This is a genomic window from Streptomyces plumbidurans (assembly GCF_019857225.1).
GTDB classification, from domain to species: domain Bacteria; phylum Actinomycetota; class Actinomycetes; order Streptomycetales; family Streptomycetaceae; genus Streptomyces; species Streptomyces plumbidurans.
In genome coordinates, this window is record NZ_JAFJSY010000023.1 from 11,742 (window position 1) to 31,813 (window position 20,072).

Consider the following 20,072-nt stretch of genomic DNA (forward strand, 5'->3'; position numbering starts at 1 on the left):
CGTGATCAGCGCCGCGGATGCGGGATCAGCTCCACGGATGCGGGATCAGCTCCGCGGATGCGGGATCAGCGCCGTGGCAGGGTCAGTTCGCACCACACGGTCTTGCCCGTCTTCGTGCGGCTGGTGCCCCACTCCCGGGAGAGAGTGCTCACCACGCGCAGCCCGCGCCCGAACTCGTCGGCCGGACCGGCGTTGCGCAGCGTCGGCAGGTCGTGGTCGTCGTCCTCCACCTCGAACAGCAGGTGGTCGCCCCGGACCAGCCGCAGTGCGACGGGGCGGCTGTGGGAGTGCCGTACGGCATTGGTGACGAGTTCGCTGACCATCAGCTCGGCGGTGGGGACGAGCCCGGCGAGCCCCCAGTCGTGGAGCTGTTCCCGGACGACGGCACGCGCGCGTGCGACCTCGATCGGGTCGAGGGCGAGACGCCACTCGGCCACGTCGTCGGCCGCGACGCCGTTGAGCCGTGCCATCAGCAGCGCCACGTCGTCCTTGCGGCCGCCGCGGGTGTTCAGGGCGCGGATGATCCGGTCGCAGGCGTCGTCCATGGAGGCGGCGGGATGCGCCGCGGACTCGCAGAGCGTCGCCAGGCCCACGGCGATGTCCTCGCCGCGCACCTCGACCAGCCCGTCGGTGCACATCACCAGCCGGTCGCCGGGCCGCACGGACACGCGTGCCGCCTCGAAGGCCACCCCGCCGACCCCTATCGGCGCGCCCGTCGGCAGTTCGAGCAGCTCGCTGCGGCCGTCGGCGGCACGGACCAGGACGGGCGGGATGTGACCGGCGTTGGCGATCTGCAGCTCGCCGGCGATCGGATCGTAGACGGCGTACAGACAGGTCGCGAGGTAGTTGTCGCCGAGCCGCTGGGCGAGGTCGTCGAGATTGCGCAGGAGCTGGGCGGGCGGCAGGTCCAGGGCGGCCATGGTCTGCACGGCCGTACGCAACTGGCCCATCATCGCGGCGGAGTTGAGGCCGTGCCCCATGACGTCGCCGACGACCAGCGCGGTGCGGGCGCCGGGCAGCTTCACCGAGTCGAACCAGTCGCCGCCGACCCGGCCCAGCAGCGTGCCGGGCAGATAGCGGGTGGCGATGTCGCAGCCCGCCATGCGCGGCGGGATGTGCGGCAGCATGCTGTCCTGGAGGGTCTCGGCGACACTCTCCTGGTAGGTGTACATGCGCGCGTTGTCGAGCACGAGGCCCGCACGGGCGGCGAGTTCGGCGCCCGTGACCCGGTCCATGTCGTTGAACTCGACGCGCTCCGGGTGGCGCAGCAGGATCATGAAGCCGAGCACGACGTTACGGGCCTTGAGCGGCACGACCAGCATGGAGCGGTTGGTGATCAGCGGCCGGATGTCGCGCTTCTCGAACTGCGAGGCGATGGCGTGGCCCATCTCCTCGCTGATCCGGGGCACGAGCACGGGCTCGCCGCTGGTCATGCACTGGAAGAACGGCGTGTGCGCCGGAAAGGGCATGGCCTCGCCGACCGGCACGACGTCGTCCCAGCGGCCGGGTTCGTCGGTGTGCTCCAGGGCCACTCGGTGCCACATGGTGGTGGTGTCCGGGACGCCGTCGGGGAACCCCTCGCCGGCGACCACCTGTTCGCGCAGATAGGTCCCGGCGACGTCCGTGAAGCGCGGCACGACGGCCCTGCTCACCTCGACGATGGTCCGGGACAGGTCGAGGGAGGTGCCGATCCGGGCGCTGACCTCGTTGAGGAACTCCAGGTGTTCCCGTACGGCGGCGTACTCGAGGTCCTGGGCCTCGTCGGCCGCCTCCTGCGGCACAGCCAGACCCTCGGCCGCCGCCCGCGCGGCCAGCTCGCGGCGGGCCTTGCGCTCGGCGCGCCGCGGCACACCCCAGTCGGGGGTGACCGGCACCCGGTCGCTCTGGCTGAACTCCAGCACGGGGTAGCCCAGTTCGAGGACCTGCGCGACGATGCGGGCGCTCTCGTCGACGCTCATGCTGGGCAGGATCTCGGGCAGCCTGCGGGCCAGCTGCTCGGCGCCGGGGAAGTCGGTGTGCAGGGCGAAGCCGGGCGCGATCCGCTCGAAGGCCATGTCGGCGGCGCCGCCGTCGGGATCGTCCTGGCGCAGCCCGTTGGCGTCCGCGGCGAGCACCAGCAGCCGCTCACTCCCCGGGCCCACCAGGGGGTACGCCCACCACAGCACGTCCACGCGCGCGTGCTCCGGTTCGGGGGCGGGCACGGTGAGGCGGGCGCGGCCCGCCGCCGGGTAGGAGAGCCTGCCGTCGAGGGAGGATTCGAGGTCGGGCCCGAGTCCGTCGTAGACGGCGTACGCCCCGTACGGCGTGAGGTCGTCGGGCTCGGGCAGGGCGCCGGAGACGGGCAGCAGGTCGACCGCCGAGCGGCCGAGCGCCTCCTCCTTGGGGACCCCGAACAGCCGTCCCGCGCCGCGGCTCCAGTGGGAGACCAGGCCGTCGCGGTCGGCCACGACCACGGCCAGCGGGATGCGGCCGACCGCGACGGATTCCGTCGCCGTGCCGCTCCCGGTTCCGCGGGCGGGAGGGGTGTCCCTCCCGGTGCCACGGTCGGTGCCGTACTCCATGGCCCAGGGCCTCCCTCCCCCACGGCTTCGCAAGATCTGTGCCGCCTGCTCCACCGTACGGCCCCGGTCGGAGGCGATGTGCGGCAATGCGGGAATTGGTGCGGCGGTGGCGTGCCCCCGCGCGCGGGGCGCGTGCGCAGGGGGCGCCGGGCCGACCCGGATGTGACCGGCGCGGGTGGGTTCCCGTCAGTCCTCGTGCCCCAACTGCAGGTCCCGCTCGGTCCGTCCGCCTCCCGCGACCTGGAGCACGGTGGCGACAGGCGGGTAGCCCGCGGCGATGACGGTGTACTCGCCGGAGGAGAGATCGACGAACCGGAACGTTCCGTCGGGTCCGGTGGTGAGCGTGTCCACGACGTTGCCCGCCGCATCGAGCAGCGTCACGCGCGCGTCCTCGACGGGCCGTCCGCCGCTCGCCCGTACGGTGCCGCGCAGCACGGCGCCGCCCGCGAGCTCGACGTCCTGGCGGGTCTCCCGGGCGGCCTGGACGCTGACGGGGAGCGCGGCGGGACGGAAGGCGGGCGCGCTGGCGGCGAGGGTGTACTCGCCCGCGACCAGCTCGGTGATGACGTAACCGCCCTCGCGTGCGCTGCGGGTGGTGGCGACGACCTCGCCGTGCACATTGGTGAGCGTCACGGTGGCGTCCCGCACGGGACTGCCGTCGGCGGTCAGCACGGTGCCGGCGAGGCGTCCGGCGCCGCCGAGGACGACGTCCAGTTCGACGGGGCGCTCGCCGACGGTGACGGAGACGGCCTGCGGCTGGTGGCCGCCCGCGGCGGCGATGAGGACGTAGGAGCCCGGGCCGGGCGTGGACAGTGCGTACCGTCCGTCCTCGCCGCTCGCGCCCCGGCCGATCTGCACTCCCGCCACGTCGATGAGCGTGAGCGCCGCGCGCGGGACCACGGTTCCGTCGGGGTGCTGCACCGTGCCGCAGACGGGGATGCCGGCGGAGTGGGGCGAACGGGCCTGCGGCACCGTGATGTTCAGGGGCTCCGATTCGGCCGCGTGAGGGGACGCTGCGCTGTTCAAGAGGGGGATCTCCTTGAGGAAGAAGGCGATGACGAGGCCGAGGGCCAGTACCGGCACCAGGTAGAGGAAGATCCGGGGCATGGCGTCGGCGTACGCCCGGATGTAGTCGTCGCGCAGCGGCGCGGGCAGCGCGTGGACGAGCTGCGGGGTGATGGACTCGGGGTCGGGCAGGCGCTCACCCGCGCGCGTGGGCAGCCTCTTCGCGAGGGCGTCGGTGAGCCGGTGCGCGAAGAGGGTGCCGAAGATCGCGGCTCCGACGCTGCCGCCGATCTGCCGGAAGTAGTTGTTGGCGCTGGTGGCCGTGCCGAGGTCGGCGGGGCGCACGGAGTTCTGCACGGCGAGGACCAGGACCGGCATCACCATGCCGATGCCGGCGCCGAGGACCGCCATCCAGATGCTGTAGTGCAGCCGGGGCGTGTCGGCCTGGAGCCGGGACAGCAGCCACATGCCGAGCACGGAGACGGCGCTGCCGAGCATGGGGTAGATCTTGTAGCGCCCGGTGTGGCTGATGAGCTGCCCGGAGATGATCGAGGCGCCGACGATGCCACCCATCATGGGCAGCATCAGCAGACCCGACTCGGTGGCGGAGGCCCCGTCGACCATCTGCAGGAACGTCGGCAGATAGCTGGCGGCGCCGAACAGCGCGACGCCGATCACCAGGCCCACCAGGCCGGTGACGTTGAAGACGGAGTCCCTGAACAGCCGGAGCGGGATGAGGGGTTCGGCGGCGAAGTGCTCGGCGACGACGAAGAGCACCGTGGCGGCCAGCGCCGCGGCCCCGAGCCCGAGGATGACGCGTGAGCCCCAGGCGTACTCGGTGCCGCCCCAACTGGTCAGCAGGACCAGGCAGGTTGATGCGGCGGCGAGCAGCAGCGCACCGAGGATGTCGAGCCGTGGCCTGGTTTTCGGCCTCGGCAGTTTCAGTACGACGGTGACGACGGCGAGCGTGAGGAGGCCGAAGGGGACGTTGAAGTAGAAGCACCAGCGCCAGGAGAGGTGGTCGGTGAAGTAGCCGCCGAGCAGTGGGCCGGCGACGGACGCGAGGCCGAACGCGGCGCCGATCAGGCCCATGAAGCGGCCCCTGCGGCGGGGCGGCACGATGTCCGCGATGATCGCCTGCACGCCGATCATGAGCCCGCCCGCGCCGACGCCCTGGACCGCGCGGAAGGCGATCAGCTGGTCCATGGACTGCGCCCGGCCCGCGAGCGCGGCGCCGATCACGAAGATGACGATGGCGAACTGGAAGACGCCCTTGCGGCCGAGCAGATCGCCGAGCTTGCCGTAGATCGGGAGCCCGACGGTGGCGGTGAGCAGATACGCGGTGATCGCCCAGGACATCCGGTCCAGGCCGTGCAGCTCGCCGACGATCTTCGGGAGCGCGGTGGCGACGATCATCTGCTCCAGGGCGGCGAGCAGCAGGGCCAGCATCAGCCCGAGGAAGACCAACCGCACCCGGCGCGGGCTCAGTTCGGCCGGAACGGCCGGTGCGGCGGCGGGGGCCCGCACAGGTGCCGGCGCCGCTTCCCGGTGCACCAGAGTCGTCCCGCCCACGTACCGCTCCCCTCGTCACGCTGCCACGCAATTCCCGCGTAAGGCGACAACTGCGAGCAAGCGCGACGAGTTACGGCGAACCGGAGCGATCCCTGCAGATCCACTCGATCCGGTGAGAGGGTCAACGCCCCCTGCGCACCGGGGACTTATTCCTCGTACCGGGAGTTCCTCGTGGCGGTGGGACTACTTCTCGACCTCGGTGGCGAGCCTGGCGAGCACGGCGTCGTAGATCCGGCCCAGGCCCTTGGGGGCGAAGGTCTTCTCGAAGAAGCCGCCGATGCCGCCGGCGCCGTTCCACACGGTGGTCACGACGACCCGGGAGCTGCCCTCGCCGGCCGGGGTGACCCGCCAGGTGGTGACCATGGAGGAGTTGCGGTCCTTCTCGACGAGTTCGCCGTCGGTGGGCTCGCTGACCTCCAGGAGGCAGTCGCGCACCCGCTTGCTGGTGGCCTGGAGCTTCCAGTGGACGAGGGTGCCCTCGCCGTCACCGCCCTCGCGCACCTCGTACTCGCTGAAGTGCTCGGGCAGCAGCTTCGCGCGCGTGCCGCTGTAGTCGGCGAGGGCGTCGAACACCTTCTCCGCGTCTGCTGCGACGACCCGCTCGGTAGTCGCCTCGACCTGCGCCATCGGTTCCTCCAGGACTTGCGTTCTCGGGCTTGGGGCAAGCCAACCACCCCCGCCCACGGCCGCCCAAATCGGGGTGCCCCCGGCGTTCGAAGGAAGCGCGCCCGCCCACCGAAGTGCCCTTGCACGGGAAATCGAACACGTGTTTCACTCTGGGGGCAGTGCTACCGAGGAGGCGTCATGCGCTGGGAGAACCTCACAGTGGAGTCCGGCGGTCACAGCAGGGCGGCCGACGCCGCGCTGTTCGGCGCGGACGCGGTGGTCAGCCGTACCTTCGACACGCCGGAGTTCCGCGGGATCACCTTCCACGAGGTGCGGGCCCGCTCGATCATCAACCGGGTGCCCGGGGCCTCGCGAATGCCCTTCGAGTGGACGGTCAACCCCTACCGCGGTTGCTCGCACGCGTGCGTGTACTGCTTCGCGCGCAGGACGCACACCTATCTGGACCTCGACTCGGGCCTCGACTTCGACTCGCAGATCGTGGTGAAGGTGAACGCGCCGGAGCTGCTGCGCCGCCAGCTCGGCTCGCGCCGCTGGCAGGGCGAGCACATAGCGATGGGCACCAACGTCGACTGCTACCAGCGCGCCGAGGGCCGCTACCGCCTGATGCCGGGCATCCTGTCCGCCCTGCGCGACCACGCCAACCCCTTCTCGATCCTGACCAAGGGCACGCTGATTCTGCGCGACCTCGACCTGCTGGTGCAGTCGGCCGAGGTGACGGACGTCGGCATCTCCGTCTCGGTCGGCTTCACCGACCCCGAGCTGTGGCGCACGGTGGAGCCGGGCACACCCGCCCCGGAGCGCCGCCTCGACGTCGTGCGCACGCTCGCCGACCACGGCCTCGGCTGCGGTGTCCTGATGGCCCCGGTGATCCCGTTCCTCAGCGACCACCCGGCCCAACTGCGCGCCACCGTACGGGCGATCGCGGCGGCCGGGGCCACCTCGGTCACCCCGCTGGTGCTGCATCTGCGCCCGGGGGCGCGCGAGTGGTTCATGGCCTGGCTAGCGCAGCACCACCCCTATCTGGTGCGCCGCTACGAGCGGCTGTACGCGGACGGCTCGTACGCCCCGAAGTGGTACCAGCGCCGGATCACCCGTCAGGTGCACGACCTGGCGCGGGAGTACGGGATCGGGCCCGCGCGCGCGGGAATGCCCCGCCGGATCCAGCCACCTGAGCCGCCCGAGCCGACCGTGACCGAATCAACCCAACTTACGTTGATTTGAGATCATTCGAGGGCATCCGGCGGCCCAATTGGGTCAAGTATTGCCAGAACGAGTTCCTCCGCAGCCGCTTTCCGGGACGATGCGGCGAGGACCGTGAGACTCGCGGCCCAAAACCCTCCGTCCTGGGAGGACTCCATGAGAAAACGCGCAGCCGTGCTGTGCGGTGCCGCCGTCGTCGTGGCCGGGACCTTCACGGCCCTCCCCGCCGACGCGAGCACCTCGCAGACCTCGCACACCGCTCCCGCGGCGAAACTCACCTGGAAGAACTGCGGCACCGCCGACTATCCGACGCTGCAGTGCACCTCGCTGAAGGTGCCGTTGGACCACGACAACCCGCACGGGCGGCAGATCACGCTCGCGCTCTCGCGCGTGCAGCACACCGCCGAGAAGAGCCAGGGCCCCCTGCTGGTCAACCCCGGCGGCCCCGGCGGCAGCGGACTCTCACTGGCCGGATTCGTCGCCTCCTCGCTGCCCAAGGCGGTCGCGGCGCAGTACGACGTCATCGGCTTCGACCCGCGCGGGGTGGGCCAGAGCACGCCCGCACTCGACTGCAAGCCGGGCTACTTCGACCCGGTGCGCCCCGACTCCGTGCCGAAAACGCGGGTCCTTGAGAAGGCGAATCTCTCCCGTGCCAAGTCCTTCGCCGCCGCCTGCGGCACGAAGTACGCGAGCCTGCTGCCGTACATCAACACCGTGCAGGCCGTGCGCGACATGGACTCCATCCGCGCGGCCCTGGGCGCCAGGCAGACCAGTTACTTCGGCTACTCCTACGGCACCTACCTCGGCGCGGTCTACGCGAAGCTCTTCCCGCAGCGCGTCAAGCGTCTGGTCCTGGACTCGATCGTCGACCCCACGGGCGTGTGGTACGACGACAACATCGCGCAGGACTACGCCTTCGACGCCCGGCAGAAGGCCCTGATGGCGTGGATCGCCAAGTACGACTCGACGTACAAGCTGGGCACCGACCCGGCCAAGGTCGAGGCCAAGTGGTACGCGATGCGGGCGGCGCTCGCCAAGAAGCCGGCCGAGGGCAAGGTGGGGGCCTCCGAGCTGGAGGACACCTTCATCCCGGGCGGCTACTACAACGGCTACTGGCCCTATCTCGCCGAGGCGTTCGCGGCCTATGTGAACGACAAGAACGCCGACCCGCTGGTCGAGGCGTACGACAACTTCGCGGCCGTCGACGCGTCCGGGGACAACGGCTACAGCATCTACACCTCGGTGCAGTGCCGTGACGCCGCCTGGCCGCGCGACTGGAACCAGTGGCGCAAGGACAACTGGGCCGTGTACCACAAGGCGCCGTTCATGGCATGGAACAACGCCTGGTACAACGCGCCGTGCGCCTTCTGGCCGACCGGCACGAAGCACCCGGTGAACATCACCAACCACAAGCTGCCGCCGGTGCTGCTGTTCCAGGCGACCAATGACGCGGCCACCCCGTACGAGGGCGGTGCGACGGTCCACCGGAAGCTGGCCCGCTCCAGCTTCGTGGTCGAGCAGGGCGGCGGGAACCACGGCATCACGCTGAGCGGGAACGCCTGCCTGGACAAGTACCTCGCGAACTATCTGTCCGACGGGACGGTGCCGCGCAGCGGCGGCGAGGTCGACGCGGTGTGCCCCAAGGTGCCCGATCCCACTCCGCTGGCAGCCGCGAAGTCGGCGTCCGGCTCCTCCAACGGTTCGGAGCTGCACGGAATGCTGGGTTTCCGCGGCTGAGCCCGGCCTGGACATCCGGCGGATGAGGGCCCGTCGGGGGCGTTGTCAGACCCATGGTCCACGATGGACGCATGAGTGAGCTGACCAGGATTCCCGCCCCCGACGGGGTCTTCCCCGCCGCCCAGTACAGCCATGTCGTGATGGGCACCGGCCGCCTCGTCGCGATCGCCGGGCAGGTCGCCGTGGACGAGCAGGGCAGGATCGTCGGCGAGGGTGACGCGGAGGCCCAGGCCCGCCAGATCTTCGAGAACCTCCGCCGCTGCCTGGCCGCCGCCGGCGCCACCTTCGACGACGTCGTCAAACTCACCTACTTCGTCACGGACATGGCCCACATGCCCGCGATCCGCACGGCCCGCGCCGCCCACATCCCCGACGACCGCCTCCCGGCCGCCTCAGCAGTACAGGTGTCCGCCCTGGTGCGCCCCGAATTCCTGCTGGAGATCGAGGCACTCGCGGTCCTGGGCACATGAGCGGCTACCGCGTCCGCGAGATGACCCTCGCCGACTGTGACCGCGTGGCCGAGATCAGGGTGGGCGGCTGGCAGTGGGCGTACCGCGGGCTGATACCGCAGGCGCACCTCGACGCGATGAGCACGCGCGAGGACGCGGACCGCCACCGCACCCGCTTCCGGCAGGGAAAACCCGGGGTGCTGAACCTGCTCGCCGAGCGCGACGGCGAGACGGTGGGCTGGCTCTGCCACGGGCCCTACCGCGACGGCGAAGTGCCGCCCGGGAGCGTCGAGTTGTACGCCCTCTACGTCGACCCCCTGCACTCCGGCACCGGCGCCGGGCGGGCGCTCCTGCACGAGTCGATACGGCGCTGCTCGGCCGCCGGGCACACGCGGATGTACCTGTGGGTGCTGCGCGACAACGCACGCGCCCGGCGCTTCTACGAGCGGTCCGGCTTCCGCCCCGACGGCGTCGAGGAGCCGTACGAGGTGGCGGGCGTCGCGGTGCCCGAGGTGCGGTACGTCCGGGAGTTGACGGGGTGACGGGGGCGCCCGCCGCCCAGGGTCACCGTCGCACCAGGTCACCGTCGCCCGAGGTCACCGTTGGCCAAGGTCACCGCCGCCCGGGGGTCACCTCTGCTTCGGGATGCGTGCCAGGGCTCGTACCGCTGCCTCCGCGAGGGCCGGGTGGGCGAGGGCCTCGTTCAGGACGGGGCGGGCGCGGGGGTCCTGGAGGGTGCCGAGGCCGTCGACGCAGGCGAGGGCCACGCGGCGGTAGGGGTCGTGCGGGCGCAGTCTGCGTTCCAGTGTCGTTATGAGCGCGGGCACGGACTCGGGTGCGCGCAGGTCCGCGAGCAGCCTGACCGGGTGCAGGGCGTAGGCGACCCGGAGTTCGTTGGTGGCGAGGGCGGCGGCCGCGCGGGCGGTGCGCGGGTCGCCGAGGCGGGCGAGGGCGTGGGCGGCGGACCCGCAGCGCTGCGGGTCGCGGTGGTTGAGGAACAGGACGAGGGACTCGAAGGCGCGCCGGTCGCCCGCGAGCCCCAGCCGGAACGCGGCCAGCTCCCGGGCCCACAGGGGCCGCCCCGGCTCGGTGAGCACCCGTGCCAGCTCGTCGAGGTCATCGGTCGCCACCAGACGTTCGTACGCGAGGGAGCCTCCCGACTCCGTCCGTAAGCGCTCCGTGAGTGATCGCAACTCTTCGTCCATGGCTCCGACATTAGAGGGGGCGGCGATCTCTCGGGACGTACATCACAAACACGGGGGCTGGCGCGCTCGTTACCCGCCGGTTAAGCTCATAAGAGCGAGTTACCCACTCGCACCCTCTTACGCCGGCCTGGTGACGCAGCCGGCTTGAGAAGTCGGTTCGGTACGTCATGTACCGCAGCACGACCCGGCCACGGGACAGGGCCGGTCGGTTTCCCACCGTTCGCTCCAGGCGTGTGCGCGCCCACGGCGACGGCACCGGGCGTGTGCGCTCGCAGCCCGGCAACACCCGCATCCCTCACGCACCCTGTGCGCCGAGGTCCGGCCACGGCCGTCCCTCTCACGGCGCACCAGGGCGCGCTCCCAGTCGTCACCCCTCATCCTGGAGTCCCGCGATGGCCACTCCCCTGTCCCCCTCTTCCTCCTCCTCGCTGTCCACCGTCGCCGTCGTCGGCCTCGGCACCATGGGCACCGGTATCGCCGAGGTCCTCGCCCGGGCCGGCCGCGAGGTCGTCGGCATCGACATCAGCGAGGCCGCGGCCGCCAAGGCCGTCACCGCCCTGGAGACCGCCACCGCCCGCGCCGTGGAGCGTGGCCGGCTGACCGAGCAGGAGCGCGCCGACGCCCTCGCCCGCGTCCGCACCTCCACCGACCTGCGCGCCGCCGCCGAGGCCGATCTGGTCATCGAGGTGGCCCCGGAGTCGTACGAGATAAAGCAGCAGATCTTCCGTGAACTCGACGGCGTCGTGCGGCCGGAGACGATTCTCGCGACCGGCACCAACGCCCTGTCGGTGACCCGTCTGGCCGCCGACTCCTCCCGCCCGGAGCGTGTTCTCGGCCTGCACTTCTTCAACCCGGCGCCCGCGATGAAGCTCGTCGAGGTCGTCTCCTCGGTGCTGACCGCGCCGACCGCCGTCACCGCGGTCACCAACCTCGCCCTCGACCTCGGCAAGGAGCCCGTCGCCGTCGGCGACCGCCCCGGATTCGTCGCCGACGGGCTGCTGTTCGGCTACCTCAACCAGGCGGCCGCGATGTACGAGGCGAAGTACGCCTCCCGCGAGGACATCGACGCCGCGATGCGGCTCGGCTGCGGGCTGCCGATGGGCCCGCTCGCGCTGCTCGACCTGATCGGCGTGGACACGGCCCGCACGGTCCTGGAGGCCATGTACGCCGCCTCCCACGACCGGCTGCACGCCCCGGCACCCATCCTCAAGCAGCTCAGCGAGGCGGGTCTGACGGGCCGCAAGTCGGGCCGCGGCTTCTACAGTTACGAGGCACCGGGCAGCGCCACCGTCGTGCGCGACGCGCTGACACCGCTGGAGGGCGCCACGCTCACCCCCGGCCGCGAGGTCCGCTCGGTCGGCGTCGCCGGTTCCGGGACGATGGCCTCCGGCATCGTCGAGGTCTTCGCCAAGGCGGGCTACGAGGTCGTGCTCACCGCCCGCAGCGAGGAGAAGGCGCAGGCCGCCAAGGCCCGTATCGGCAAGTCGCTCGCACGCTCCGTCGACAAGGGGCGGATGACCGCCGAGGCCGCCGCCCAGACCCTGGACCGGATCACCGCGGCGGGTTCGTACGACTCCTTCGCCGACGTCGACCTGGCCGTGGAGGCGGTCGCCGAGGACCTGGAGATCAAGCAGCAGCTGTTCGCCACGCTGGACAAGGTCTGCAAGCCGGGCGCGGTCCTCGCCACCACGACCTCCTCGCTGCCCGTCGTCGCCTGCGCCCGCGCCACCTCGCGCCCGCAGGACGTGATCGGCATGCACTTCTTCAACCCCGCGCCGGCGATGAAGCTGGTGGAGGTCGTGCGTACGGTGCTGACGGCCGAGGACGTCCACGCGACCGTCCGCGAGGTCTGCACGAGGATCAGGAAGCACGCGGTGGACTGCGGCGACCGGGCCGGCTTCATCGTGAACGCGCTGCTCTTCCCGTACCTCAACAACGCGATCAAGATGGTGCAGGAGCACTACGCGACGCTGGACGACATCGACGCCGCGATGAAGCTGGGCGGCGGCTACCCGATGGGCCCCTTCGAGCTGCTGGACGTCGTCGGGCTCGATGTCTCGCTCGCGATCGAGAAGGTCCTGCACCGCGAGTTCCGCGACCCGGGCCTGGCCCCCGCCCCGCTCCTGGAGCATCTGGTGGCCGCGGGCTGCCTCGGCCGCAAGACCGGCCGCGGCTTCCGTGAATATGCCCGCCGCTGACGCCGTCGGCGACCGGTTCGAAGGCGGCGAGGACTGGGGCGGACTGCTCGACCCGGGCAGTCCGCTCCCGCTCGCGGGCCCGGGCACCGTCCCGCCCGCCGGGGGCGGGGGAAACCCCGTACACGCGCAACAAGCTGCGCACATGCAGTACGTTCGGGTCATGCCCCAGCCCGCCAGGTCCTCACGTACACCAGCCACGCCCGACGCGCCGGAAAGTGCCGCAGGCAGCCGCGCGGCCGCCCAGCGGCTCAGGATGCGCCGCGAACTGGCGGCCGCGGCGATGGAGCTGTTCGCGACCAAGGGGTACGAGGCGACCACCGTCGACGAGATCGCGGCCGCGGCCGGGGTCGCGCGCCGCACCTTCTTCCGCCACTTCCGCTCCAAGGAGGAGGCGATCTTCCCGGACCACGACGACACGCTGGTCCGCGCGGAGGCGGTGCTCAACGCGGCGCCCCCGCACGAGCACCCGCTCGACACGGTGTGCCGCGGCATCAAGGAGGTCATGCGGATGTACGCGGCCCGGCCGGAGATCTCGGTCGCCCGCTACAAGCTGACCCGCGAGGTGCCCACCCTGCGTGAGGCGGAGATCGCGTCGGTGGCCCGCTACGAGCGCCTCTTCACCCGCTATCTGCTCGGCCACTTCGACGAGCACGCGCACGACGACGACGCCAACGACGACCCGCTGCTGGCGGAGGTCGCCGCGTCCGCCGTGGTCACCGCCCACAACCACGTGCTGCGGCGCTGGCTCAGGGCCGACGGGCAGGGCGACGTGGAGGCGCAGCTGGACCACGCCTTCGCGATCGTGCGCAGGACGTTCGGGACGGGCATCGGGGCGGGCCGCTCCACGGCACCGCGGCAGCCGGCCCCGGCGACGGTCTCGCACCAGGGCGAGGTCCTGGTCACGGTCGCCCGCACGGACGCACCCCTGGACGAGGTCATGCGGACCATCGAGGAGGCGCTCAAGGAGCGCTGAGCGGCCTCTCGCCGCTGTGATGACGGCCACCCTTCGGGGTGGCCGTTTTGGCATGTCAGAGCCCCTTTTCGAGCGCTTTCCAGGGCCCGTTCGATCGATCATCGCTCATCTGTCGCGTAAAGATTTCGCCTGAGCGCAATCTCTGGCACTCAGTGCCTTGCGGGGTGACACGCGGTGTCATACGTTGAAGGAGTCCGGGCGGCCGGCGTGCAGCGACCTTTCGTACGCCGGCTGTCCCCGCAAGCCCCCGGCCTGCGCGCCCGGACGCCTGCGTCACAGGCAACCTCCCGCGCCACAAAGCGCTGCCGAAGCACCACCGAGCCGAACCGACGGCACCTTCGAAAACCATCAGCAGCACCGACGTAACCCTCAGCGCCCTTCCCGAAGGGCGCGTATCGCCGGAGGCAACACCGTGACCGTGAAGGACATCCTGGACGCGATCCAGTCGCCGGACTCGACGCCGGACGACTTCGCCGCTCTGCCGCTCCCCGAGTCGTATCGCGCGATCACCGTGCACAAGGACGAGACGGAGATGTTCGCGGGCATCGAGACCCGCGACAAGGACCCGCGCAAGTCGCTCCACCTCGACGAGGTGGCGCTGCCCGAACTGGGCCCGGGTGAGGCACTGGTGGCTGTCATGGCATCGAGTGTCAACTACAACTCGGTGTGGACCTCGATCTTCGAGCCGATGTCCACCTTCGGGTTCCTGGAGCGCTACGGCCGCCTCTCCGAGCTGACCCGGCGCCACGACCTGCCGTACCACATCATCGGCTCCGACCTCGCGGGCGTCGTCCTGCGCACCGGCCCGGGCGTGAACGCCTGGAACCCCGGCGACGAGGTCGTCGCGCACTGCCTCTCGGTCGAGCTGGAGTCCAGCGACGGCCACAACGACACGATGCTCGACCCCGAGCAGCGCATCTGGGGCTTCGAGACCAACTTCGGCGGCCTCGCCGAGGTCGCGCTCGTCAAGTCCAACCAGCTGATGCCCAAGCCCGGCCACCTCAGCTGGGAGGAGGCCGCCGCCCCCGGTCTGGTCAACTCCACCGCCTACCGCCAGTTGGTCTCCCGCAACGGCGCCGGCATGAAGCAGGGCGACAACGTCCTGATCTGGGGCGCGAGCGGCGGACTGGGCTCGTACGCCACGCAGTTCGCGCTCGCCGGCGGCGCCAACCCGATCTGTGTCGTCTCCAGCCCGCAGAAGGCGGAGATCTGCCGGGCCATGGGCGCCGAGGCGATCATCGACCGCAACGCCGAGGGCTACAAGTTCTGGAAGGACGAGCACAACCAGGACCCCAAGGAGTGGAAGCGCTTCGGCAAGCGCATCCGCGAACTCACCGGCGGCGAGGACGTCGACATCGTCTTCGAGCACCCGGGCCGCGAGACCTTCGGCGCCTCCGTGTACGTCACGCGCAAGGGCGGCACCATCGTCACCTGCGCCTCCACCTCGGGCTACAACCACGAGTACGACAACCGCTACCTGTGGATGTCGCTGAAGCGGATCATCGGCTCGCACTTCGCCAACTACCGCGAGGCCTGGGAGGCCAACCGGCTCGTCGCGAAGGGAAAGATCCACCCGACGCTGTCGAAGGTCTACTCCCTGGAGGAGACCGGCCAGGCGGCCTACGACGTGCACCGCAACCTCCACCAGGGCAAGGTCGGCGTGCTGTGCCTGGCCCCCGAGGAAGGGCTCGGCGTGCGCGACGAGGAGATGCGCGCCCGGCACATCGACGCCATCAACCGCTTCCGCAACATCTGAGACACCCGGGGTCATAGATGACTGAGCGTCAGACCGCCGAAGGCGAGCGGGAGTCCACGCCGCAGGCGCAAAAGGACAAGGACCGGCCGTGGCTCATGCGCACGTATGCCGGTCACTCCACAGCCGAGGCGTCCAACGAGCTGTACCGGCGCAACCTCGCCAAGGGCCAGACCGGACTGTCGGTCGCGTTCGATCTCCCTACGCAGACCGGCTACGACTCCGACCACATCCTCGCCCGCGGCGAGGTCGGCCGGGTCGGCGTGCCGGTGGCCCATCTCGGTGACATGCGGCGGCTGTTCCAGGACATCCCCCTGGAGCAGATGAACACCTCGATGACGATCAACGCCACCGCCATGTGGCTGCTGGCGCTCTACCAGGTCGTCGCCGAGGAGCAGGGTGCGGACATCACCAAGCTCCAGGGCACGACCCAGAACGACATCGTCAAGGAGTACCTGTCGCGGGGCACTCATGTGTTCCCGCCGGGACCGTCGCTCCGCCTGACGACGGACATGATCGCGTACACGGTCTCCCACATGCCGAAGTGGAACCCGATCAACATCTGCAGCTATCACCTGCAGGAGGCGGGCGCCACGCCCGTGCAGGAGATCGCGTACGCGATGTCCACGGCGATCGCGGTCCTGGACGCCGTCCGCGACTCCGGCCAGGTGCCGCCGGAGAAGTTCGGCGACGTCGTCGCCCGTATCTCCTTTTTCGTCAACGCGGGCGTGCGCTTCATCGAGGAGATGTGCAAGATGCGGGCGTTCGGCCGCATCTGGGACCGGGTCACCCGCGAGCGCTACGGCATCGAGAACGCCAAGCAGCGCCGCTTCCGCTACGGCGTCCAGGTCAACTCCCTGGGCCTGACCGAGGCGCAGCCGGAGAACAACGTCCAGCGGATCGTCCTGGAGATGCTGGCCGTGACCCTCTCCAAGGACGCACGCGCGCGTGCCGTCCAACTCCCCGCCTGGAACGAGGCGCTGGGCCTGCCGCGCCCCTGGGACCAGCAGTGGTCGCTGCGCATCCAGCAGGTGCTGGCGCACGAGAGCGACCTGCTGGAGTACGACGACATCTTCGAGGGCTCGCACGTCATCGAGAAGAAGGTCGCCGCCCTGGTCACGGACTCGCTCGCGGAGATCGAGCGGATCCAGGAGATGGGCGGCGCGATGGCCGCCGTCGAGTCCGGCTATCTGAAGTCGCAGCTCGTCTCCTCGCACGCCGAGCGCAGGGCCCGTATTGAGTCCGGTCAAGAGAAGATCGTGGGCGTCAACATCTTCGAGACGACCGAGCCCAATCCATTGACGGCCGATCTCGATACAGCCATCCAGACGGTTGATCCAGCTGTCGAGGCCCGAGTCATCGCCTCGCTGCAGCACTGGCGCGACACCCGCTATCAGCCGCCCTTCAACCACCCGCGTCCCTGCAAGGCGCTGGAGCGGCTGAAGGAGGCCGCGAGGGGCACCGGCAACCTCATGGAGGCCACCCTGGAGTGCGCCCGTGCCGGGGCCACGACCGGCGAATGGGCCGGGGCCCTGCGCGAGGTGTTCGGCGAGTTCCGCGCGCCGACCGGCGTCTCCTCGGCGCCGGTGGCGGTCCCCGCCGAGGAGGGCTCGGCGATGGCGCAGGTGCGGCGCAAGGTCGACCTCACCGCCGAGGACCTGGGCGTCGGCAAGCTGCGCTTCCTGGTCGGCAAGCCCGGCCTGGACGGTCACTCCAACGGCGCCGAGCAGATCGCCGTCCGTGCGCGCGACGCCGGCTTCGAGGTGGTGTACCAGGGCATCCGGCTCACCCCGGAGCAGATCGTGGACGCGGCCCTCGCGGAGGACGTGCACGCGGTCGGCCTGTCCATCCTCTCCGGCTCGCACGCCCAGTTGGTGCCGGACGTGCTGGAGCGGCTGCGTGTGGCCGGTGCCACAGACATCCCGGTGATCGCCGGTGGCATCATCCCGAATGGTGACGCCGAGCAGCTCAAGGAAGCCGGAGTGGCCGCCGTCTTCACCCCGAAGGACTTCGACATCACCGGCATCATCGGCCGCATCGTCGACGAGATCCGGAAAGCGAACAAGCTCGACCCTCTGGAGGTCCCCGCATGACGACCGTCAACCGTCTCCGCCCGCGGCGCTCGTGCCTGGCAGTGCCCGGTTCGAACCCCCGCTTCCTGGAGAAGGCGCAGGGCCTCCCCGCCGACCAGGTCTTCCTGGACCTGGAGGACGCGTGCGCGCCGCTGGCCAAGCCCGAGGCGCGGCACACCATCGTCAAGTTCCTCAACGAGGGCGACTGGACCGGCAAGACCAGGGTCGTGCGGGTCAACGACTGGACGACCGAGTGGACGTACCGCGACGTCGTGACCGTCGTCGAGGGCGCCGGCCAGAACCTCGACTGCATCATGCTGCCGAAGGTGCAGACGGCCGAGCAGATCGTCGCGCTCGACCTGCTGCTGACGCAGATCGAGAAGACGATGGGCTTCGAGGTCGGCAAGATCGGCATCGAGGCGCAGATCGAGAACGCGCAGGGCCTGAACAACGTCAACGAGATCGCGACCGCGTCCCAGCGCGTCGAGACGATCATCTTCGGCCCGGCCGACTTCATGGCCTCGATCAACATGAAGTCGCTGGTCGTGGGTGAGCAGCCGCCCGGCTACCCGGCGGACGCCTACCACTACATCCTGATGAAGATCCTGATGGCCGCCCGCGCCAACAACCTCCAGGCGATCGACGGCCCCTACCTGCAGATCCGCAACATCGACGGCTACCGCGAGGTCGCCCAGCGCGCCGCCGCGCTCGGCTTCGACGGCAAGTGGGTGCTGCACCCGGGCCAGGTCGAGGCGTCCAACGAGATCTTCTCGCCCTCGCAGGAGGACTACGACCACGCCGAGCTGATCCTGGACGCGTACGACTACTACACGTCCGAGGCGGGCGGCAAGAAGGGCTCGGCGATGCTCGGCGACGAGATGATCGACGAGGCCAGCCGCAAGATGGCCCTGGTCATCTCGGGCAAGGGCCGGGCCGCCGGCATGCAGCGCACCAGCAAGTTCGAGATCCCGGAGGCCTGACGGTCATGCAGTTCGGACGCACCTACGAGGAGTTCGAGGTCGGGGCGACGTACAAGCACTGGCCGGGCAAGACGGTCACGGAGTACGACGACCACCTGTTCTGTCTCCTCACCATGAACCACCACCCGCTCCACATGGACACCAACTATGCGGAGAAGACGACGGACTTCGGGCAGAACGTCGTCGTCGGGAACTACATCTACTCCCTGCTGCTCGGCATGAGCGTGCCGGACATCTCCGGCAAGGCCATCGCCAACCTGGAGATCGAGTCGCTCAAGCACGTGGCGCCGACCTTCCACGGCGACACCATCTACGGCCAGACGACCGTGCTCGACAAGTGGCCGTCGAAGTCCAAGAACGACCGCGGCATCGTCCACGTCGAGACCAAGGGCTACAAGCAGGACGGCACGCTGGTCTGCGTCTTCCGCCGCAAGGTGATGGTGCCGACCGAGACGTACATCAAGGAGCGCGGCGGCGAGCAGCCGGGCCGCCCCGAGCTCAAGGAGCAGGAGAAGTAGCCATGGCGCGACTCGCCCAGACCGCCGGTCTCACCGACATCCAGCAGGAGATCCTCTCCACCGTCCGCGACTTCGTGGACAAGGAGATCATCCCGGTCGCCACCGAGCTGGAGCACCGCGACGAGTACCCGCAAGCGATCGTCGACGGCCTGAAGGAGCTGGGCCTGTTCGGCCTGATGATCCCCGAGGAGTACGGGGGTCTGGGCGAGTCGCTGCTCACCTACGCCCTGTGCGTCGAGGAGATCGCCCGCGGCTGGATGTCGGTCTCCGGCATCATCAACACCCACTTCATCGTGGCGTACATGCTCAAGCAGCACGGCACGCAGGAGCAGAAGGACCACTTCCTGCCGCGCATGGCGGCCGGCGACATCCGCGGCGCCTTCTCCATGTCGGAGCCGGGCCTCGGCTCGGACGTGTCCGCCATCACCTCCAAGGCGGTCAGGGACGGCGACGAGTACGTCCTCAACGGCCAGAAGATGTGGCTGACGAACGGCGGGACGTCGTCTCTGGTCGCCGTACTCGTGCGAAGTGACGAAGGACACCCCGAGGGGACCGCGCCCCACAAGTCGATGACGACCTTCCTCGTCGAGAAGGAGCCCGGCTTCGGAGAGGTCCGCCCCGGCCTCACCATCCCCGGGAAGATCGACAAGATGGGTTACAAGGGCGTCGACACCACCGAGCTGATCATGGACGGCCTGCGCATTCCGGCCGATCGGGTGCTCGGCGGCAGCACCGGCCGAGGTTTTTACCAAATGATGGACGGCGTCGAGGTCGGCCGCGTGAACGTGGCGGCGCGTGGCTGCGGTGTCGCTCAGCGTGCCTTCGAACTGGGTGTCCAGTACGCCCAGCAACGGCACACTTTCGGCAAGGCGATCGCCCAGCACCAGGCCATTCAGTTCAAGCTGGCGGAGATGGCCACCAAGGTCGAGGCCGCGCATGCGATGATGGTGAACGCTGCACGCAAAAAGGACTCCGGAGAACGAAACGACCTTGAAGCCGGGATGGCGAAGTACCTCGCATCCGAGTACTGCAAGGAGGTCGTGGAGGACGCCTTCCGGATCCACGGCGGCTACGGCTTCTCCAAGGAGTACGAGATCGAGCGGCTCTACCGCGAGGCCCCGATGCTGCTGATCGGTGAAGGCACCGCCGAAATCCAGAAAATGATCATCGGTCGCAGGCTGCTCGAAGAGTATCGGTTCCAGGGCTAGATGTCCGGATACGG

At 70.1% G+C, this 20,072-nt stretch carries 15 protein-coding genes; 11 read left to right on the forward strand and 4 right to left on the reverse strand.

What is annotated here, in order from left to right:
- Positions 1–65: 65 nt before the first annotated feature.
- The 3 genes from JYK17_RS16990 to JYK17_RS17000 form a co-directional block, all read right to left on the reverse strand.
- Complete coding sequence (locus tag JYK17_RS16990; protein WP_181362314.1) at positions 66–2,561, reverse strand: ATP-binding SpoIIE family protein phosphatase; 2,496 nt, start codon at positions 2,559–2,561, stop codon at positions 66–68.
- Positions 2,562–2,747: 186 nt separating this feature from the next.
- Positions 2,748–5,138 carry an MFS transporter gene (locus JYK17_RS16995; RefSeq protein WP_108006397.1) on the reverse strand — a complete coding sequence of 797 codons (2,391 nt, stop codon included), beginning with the start codon at positions 5,136–5,138 and terminating at the stop codon, positions 2,748–2,750.
- A gap of 183 nt (positions 5,139–5,321) precedes the next feature.
- Positions 5,322–5,765, reverse strand: coding sequence for an SRPBCC family protein (locus JYK17_RS17000; protein WP_108006399.1), 444 nt, complete (start codon positions 5,763–5,765; stop codon positions 5,322–5,324).
- Between the two features lie 177 nt (positions 5,766–5,942).
- Here JYK17_RS17000 and JYK17_RS17005 point away from each other — a divergent pair, with 177 nt between their 5' ends.
- The 4 genes from JYK17_RS17005 (at position 5,943) to JYK17_RS17020 (ending at position 9,693) form a co-directional block, all read left to right on the forward strand.
- Complete coding sequence (locus JYK17_RS17005) at positions 5,943–6,986, forward strand: Rv2578c family radical SAM protein (RefSeq protein WP_222810662.1); 1,044 nt, start codon at positions 5,943–5,945, stop codon at positions 6,984–6,986.
- Positions 6,987–7,121: 135 nt separating this feature from the next.
- Positions 7,122–8,702: an alpha/beta hydrolase gene (locus JYK17_RS17010; RefSeq protein ID WP_108006403.1), complete on the forward strand. Its 1,581-nt coding sequence runs from the start codon at positions 7,122–7,124 to the stop codon at positions 8,700–8,702.
- A gap of 71 nt (positions 8,703–8,773) precedes the next feature.
- Positions 8,774–9,172, forward strand: a complete 399-nt coding sequence (locus JYK17_RS17015; protein ID WP_108006405.1) for a RidA family protein — start codon at positions 8,774–8,776, stop codon at positions 9,170–9,172.
- Entirely contained in the window at positions 9,169–9,693 is a 525-nt protein-coding gene (locus JYK17_RS17020; protein WP_108006407.1) for a GNAT family N-acetyltransferase, read from the forward strand. Before JYK17_RS17015 ends, JYK17_RS17020 begins: the two co-directional genes overlap by 4 nt.
- Positions 9,694–9,780: 87 nt before the next feature.
- Here JYK17_RS17020 and JYK17_RS17025 read toward each other — a convergent pair whose 3' ends face one another.
- Positions 9,781–10,356, reverse strand: a complete 576-nt coding sequence (locus JYK17_RS17025) for an adenylosuccinate lyase (protein ID WP_108006409.1) — start codon at positions 10,354–10,356, stop codon at positions 9,781–9,783.
- A gap of 392 nt (positions 10,357–10,748) precedes the next feature.
- Between JYK17_RS17025 and JYK17_RS17030 the strand changes: the two genes are divergently transcribed.
- From JYK17_RS17030 to JYK17_RS17060, 7 genes are all read left to right on the forward strand, one after another.
- Positions 10,749–12,554, forward strand: coding sequence for a 3-hydroxyacyl-CoA dehydrogenase family protein (locus JYK17_RS17030; protein WP_222810663.1), 1,806 nt, complete (start codon positions 10,749–10,751; stop codon positions 12,552–12,554).
- 160 nt (positions 12,555–12,714) lie between these two features.
- Positions 12,715–13,527 carry a TetR family transcriptional regulator gene (locus JYK17_RS17035; protein ID WP_181362315.1) on the forward strand — a complete coding sequence of 271 codons (813 nt, stop codon included), beginning with the start codon at positions 12,715–12,717 and terminating at the stop codon, positions 13,525–13,527.
- Between the two features lie 418 nt (positions 13,528–13,945).
- Entirely contained in the window at positions 13,946–15,283 is a 1,338-nt protein-coding gene (gene ccrA / locus JYK17_RS17040) for a crotonyl-CoA carboxylase/reductase (protein WP_181362334.1), read from the forward strand.
- 17 nt (positions 15,284–15,300) lie between these two features.
- Positions 15,301–17,373 carry an ethylmalonyl-CoA mutase gene (locus tag JYK17_RS17045; RefSeq protein ID WP_108006417.1) on the forward strand — a complete coding sequence of 691 codons (2,073 nt, stop codon included), beginning with the start codon at positions 15,301–15,303 and terminating at the stop codon, positions 17,371–17,373.
- The gene (locus JYK17_RS17050) at positions 17,370–18,332 is read left to right on the forward strand and encodes an HpcH/HpaI aldolase/citrate lyase family protein (protein ID WP_030948307.1); all 963 of its coding nucleotides are present in this window, start codon (positions 17,370–17,372) and stop codon (positions 18,330–18,332) included. The genes JYK17_RS17045 and JYK17_RS17050 overlap by 4 nt, the downstream gene beginning before the upstream one ends.
- Positions 18,333–18,337: 5 nt before the next feature.
- On the forward strand, positions 18,338–18,850 hold the full coding sequence (locus tag JYK17_RS17055; protein WP_108006419.1) for a MaoC family dehydratase: 513 nt from the start codon (positions 18,338–18,340) through the stop codon (positions 18,848–18,850).
- Positions 18,851–18,852: 2 nt separating this feature from the next.
- Positions 18,853–20,058, forward strand: coding sequence for an acyl-CoA dehydrogenase family protein (locus JYK17_RS17060; RefSeq protein ID WP_108006421.1), 1,206 nt, complete (start codon positions 18,853–18,855; stop codon positions 20,056–20,058).
- The last annotated feature ends 14 nt before the right edge of the window (positions 20,059–20,072 follow it).

Bases quoted from the DNA above. Each gene is read 5' to 3' on its own strand.
- JYK17_RS17020 (WP_108006407.1), top strand. From the start codon at position 9,169: ATGAGCGGCTACCGCGTCCGCGAGATGACCCTCGCCGACTGTGACCGC.
- JYK17_RS17015 (WP_108006405.1), top strand. From the start codon at position 8,774: ATGAGTGAGCTGACCAGGATTCCCGCCCCCGACGGGGTCTTCCCCGCC.
- JYK17_RS16990 (WP_181362314.1), bottom strand. From the start codon at position 2,561: ATGGAGTACGGCACCGACCGTGGCACCGGGAGGGACACCCCTCCCGCC.
- JYK17_RS17005 (WP_222810662.1), top strand. From the start codon at position 5,943: ATGCGCTGGGAGAACCTCACAGTGGAGTCCGGCGGTCACAGCAGGGCG.
- JYK17_RS17035 (WP_181362315.1), top strand. From the start codon at position 12,715: ATGCCCCAGCCCGCCAGGTCCTCACGTACACCAGCCACGCCCGACGCG.
- JYK17_RS17055 (WP_108006419.1), top strand. From the start codon at position 18,338: ATGCAGTTCGGACGCACCTACGAGGAGTTCGAGGTCGGGGCGACGTAC.
- JYK17_RS17050 (WP_030948307.1), top strand. From the start codon at position 17,370: ATGACGACCGTCAACCGTCTCCGCCCGCGGCGCTCGTGCCTGGCAGTG.
- JYK17_RS17025 (WP_108006409.1), bottom strand. From the start codon at position 10,356: ATGGACGAAGAGTTGCGATCACTCACGGAGCGCTTACGGACGGAGTCG.
- JYK17_RS17030 (WP_222810663.1), top strand. From the start codon at position 10,749: ATGGCCACTCCCCTGTCCCCCTCTTCCTCCTCCTCGCTGTCCACCGTC.
- JYK17_RS17060 (WP_108006421.1), top strand. From the start codon at position 18,853: ATGGCGCGACTCGCCCAGACCGCCGGTCTCACCGACATCCAGCAGGAG.
- JYK17_RS17000 (WP_108006399.1), bottom strand. From the start codon at position 5,765: ATGGCGCAGGTCGAGGCGACTACCGAGCGGGTCGTCGCAGCAGACGCG.
- JYK17_RS17045 (WP_108006417.1), top strand. From the start codon at position 15,301: ATGACTGAGCGTCAGACCGCCGAAGGCGAGCGGGAGTCCACGCCGCAG.
- JYK17_RS17010 (WP_108006403.1), top strand. From the start codon at position 7,122: ATGAGAAAACGCGCAGCCGTGCTGTGCGGTGCCGCCGTCGTCGTGGCC.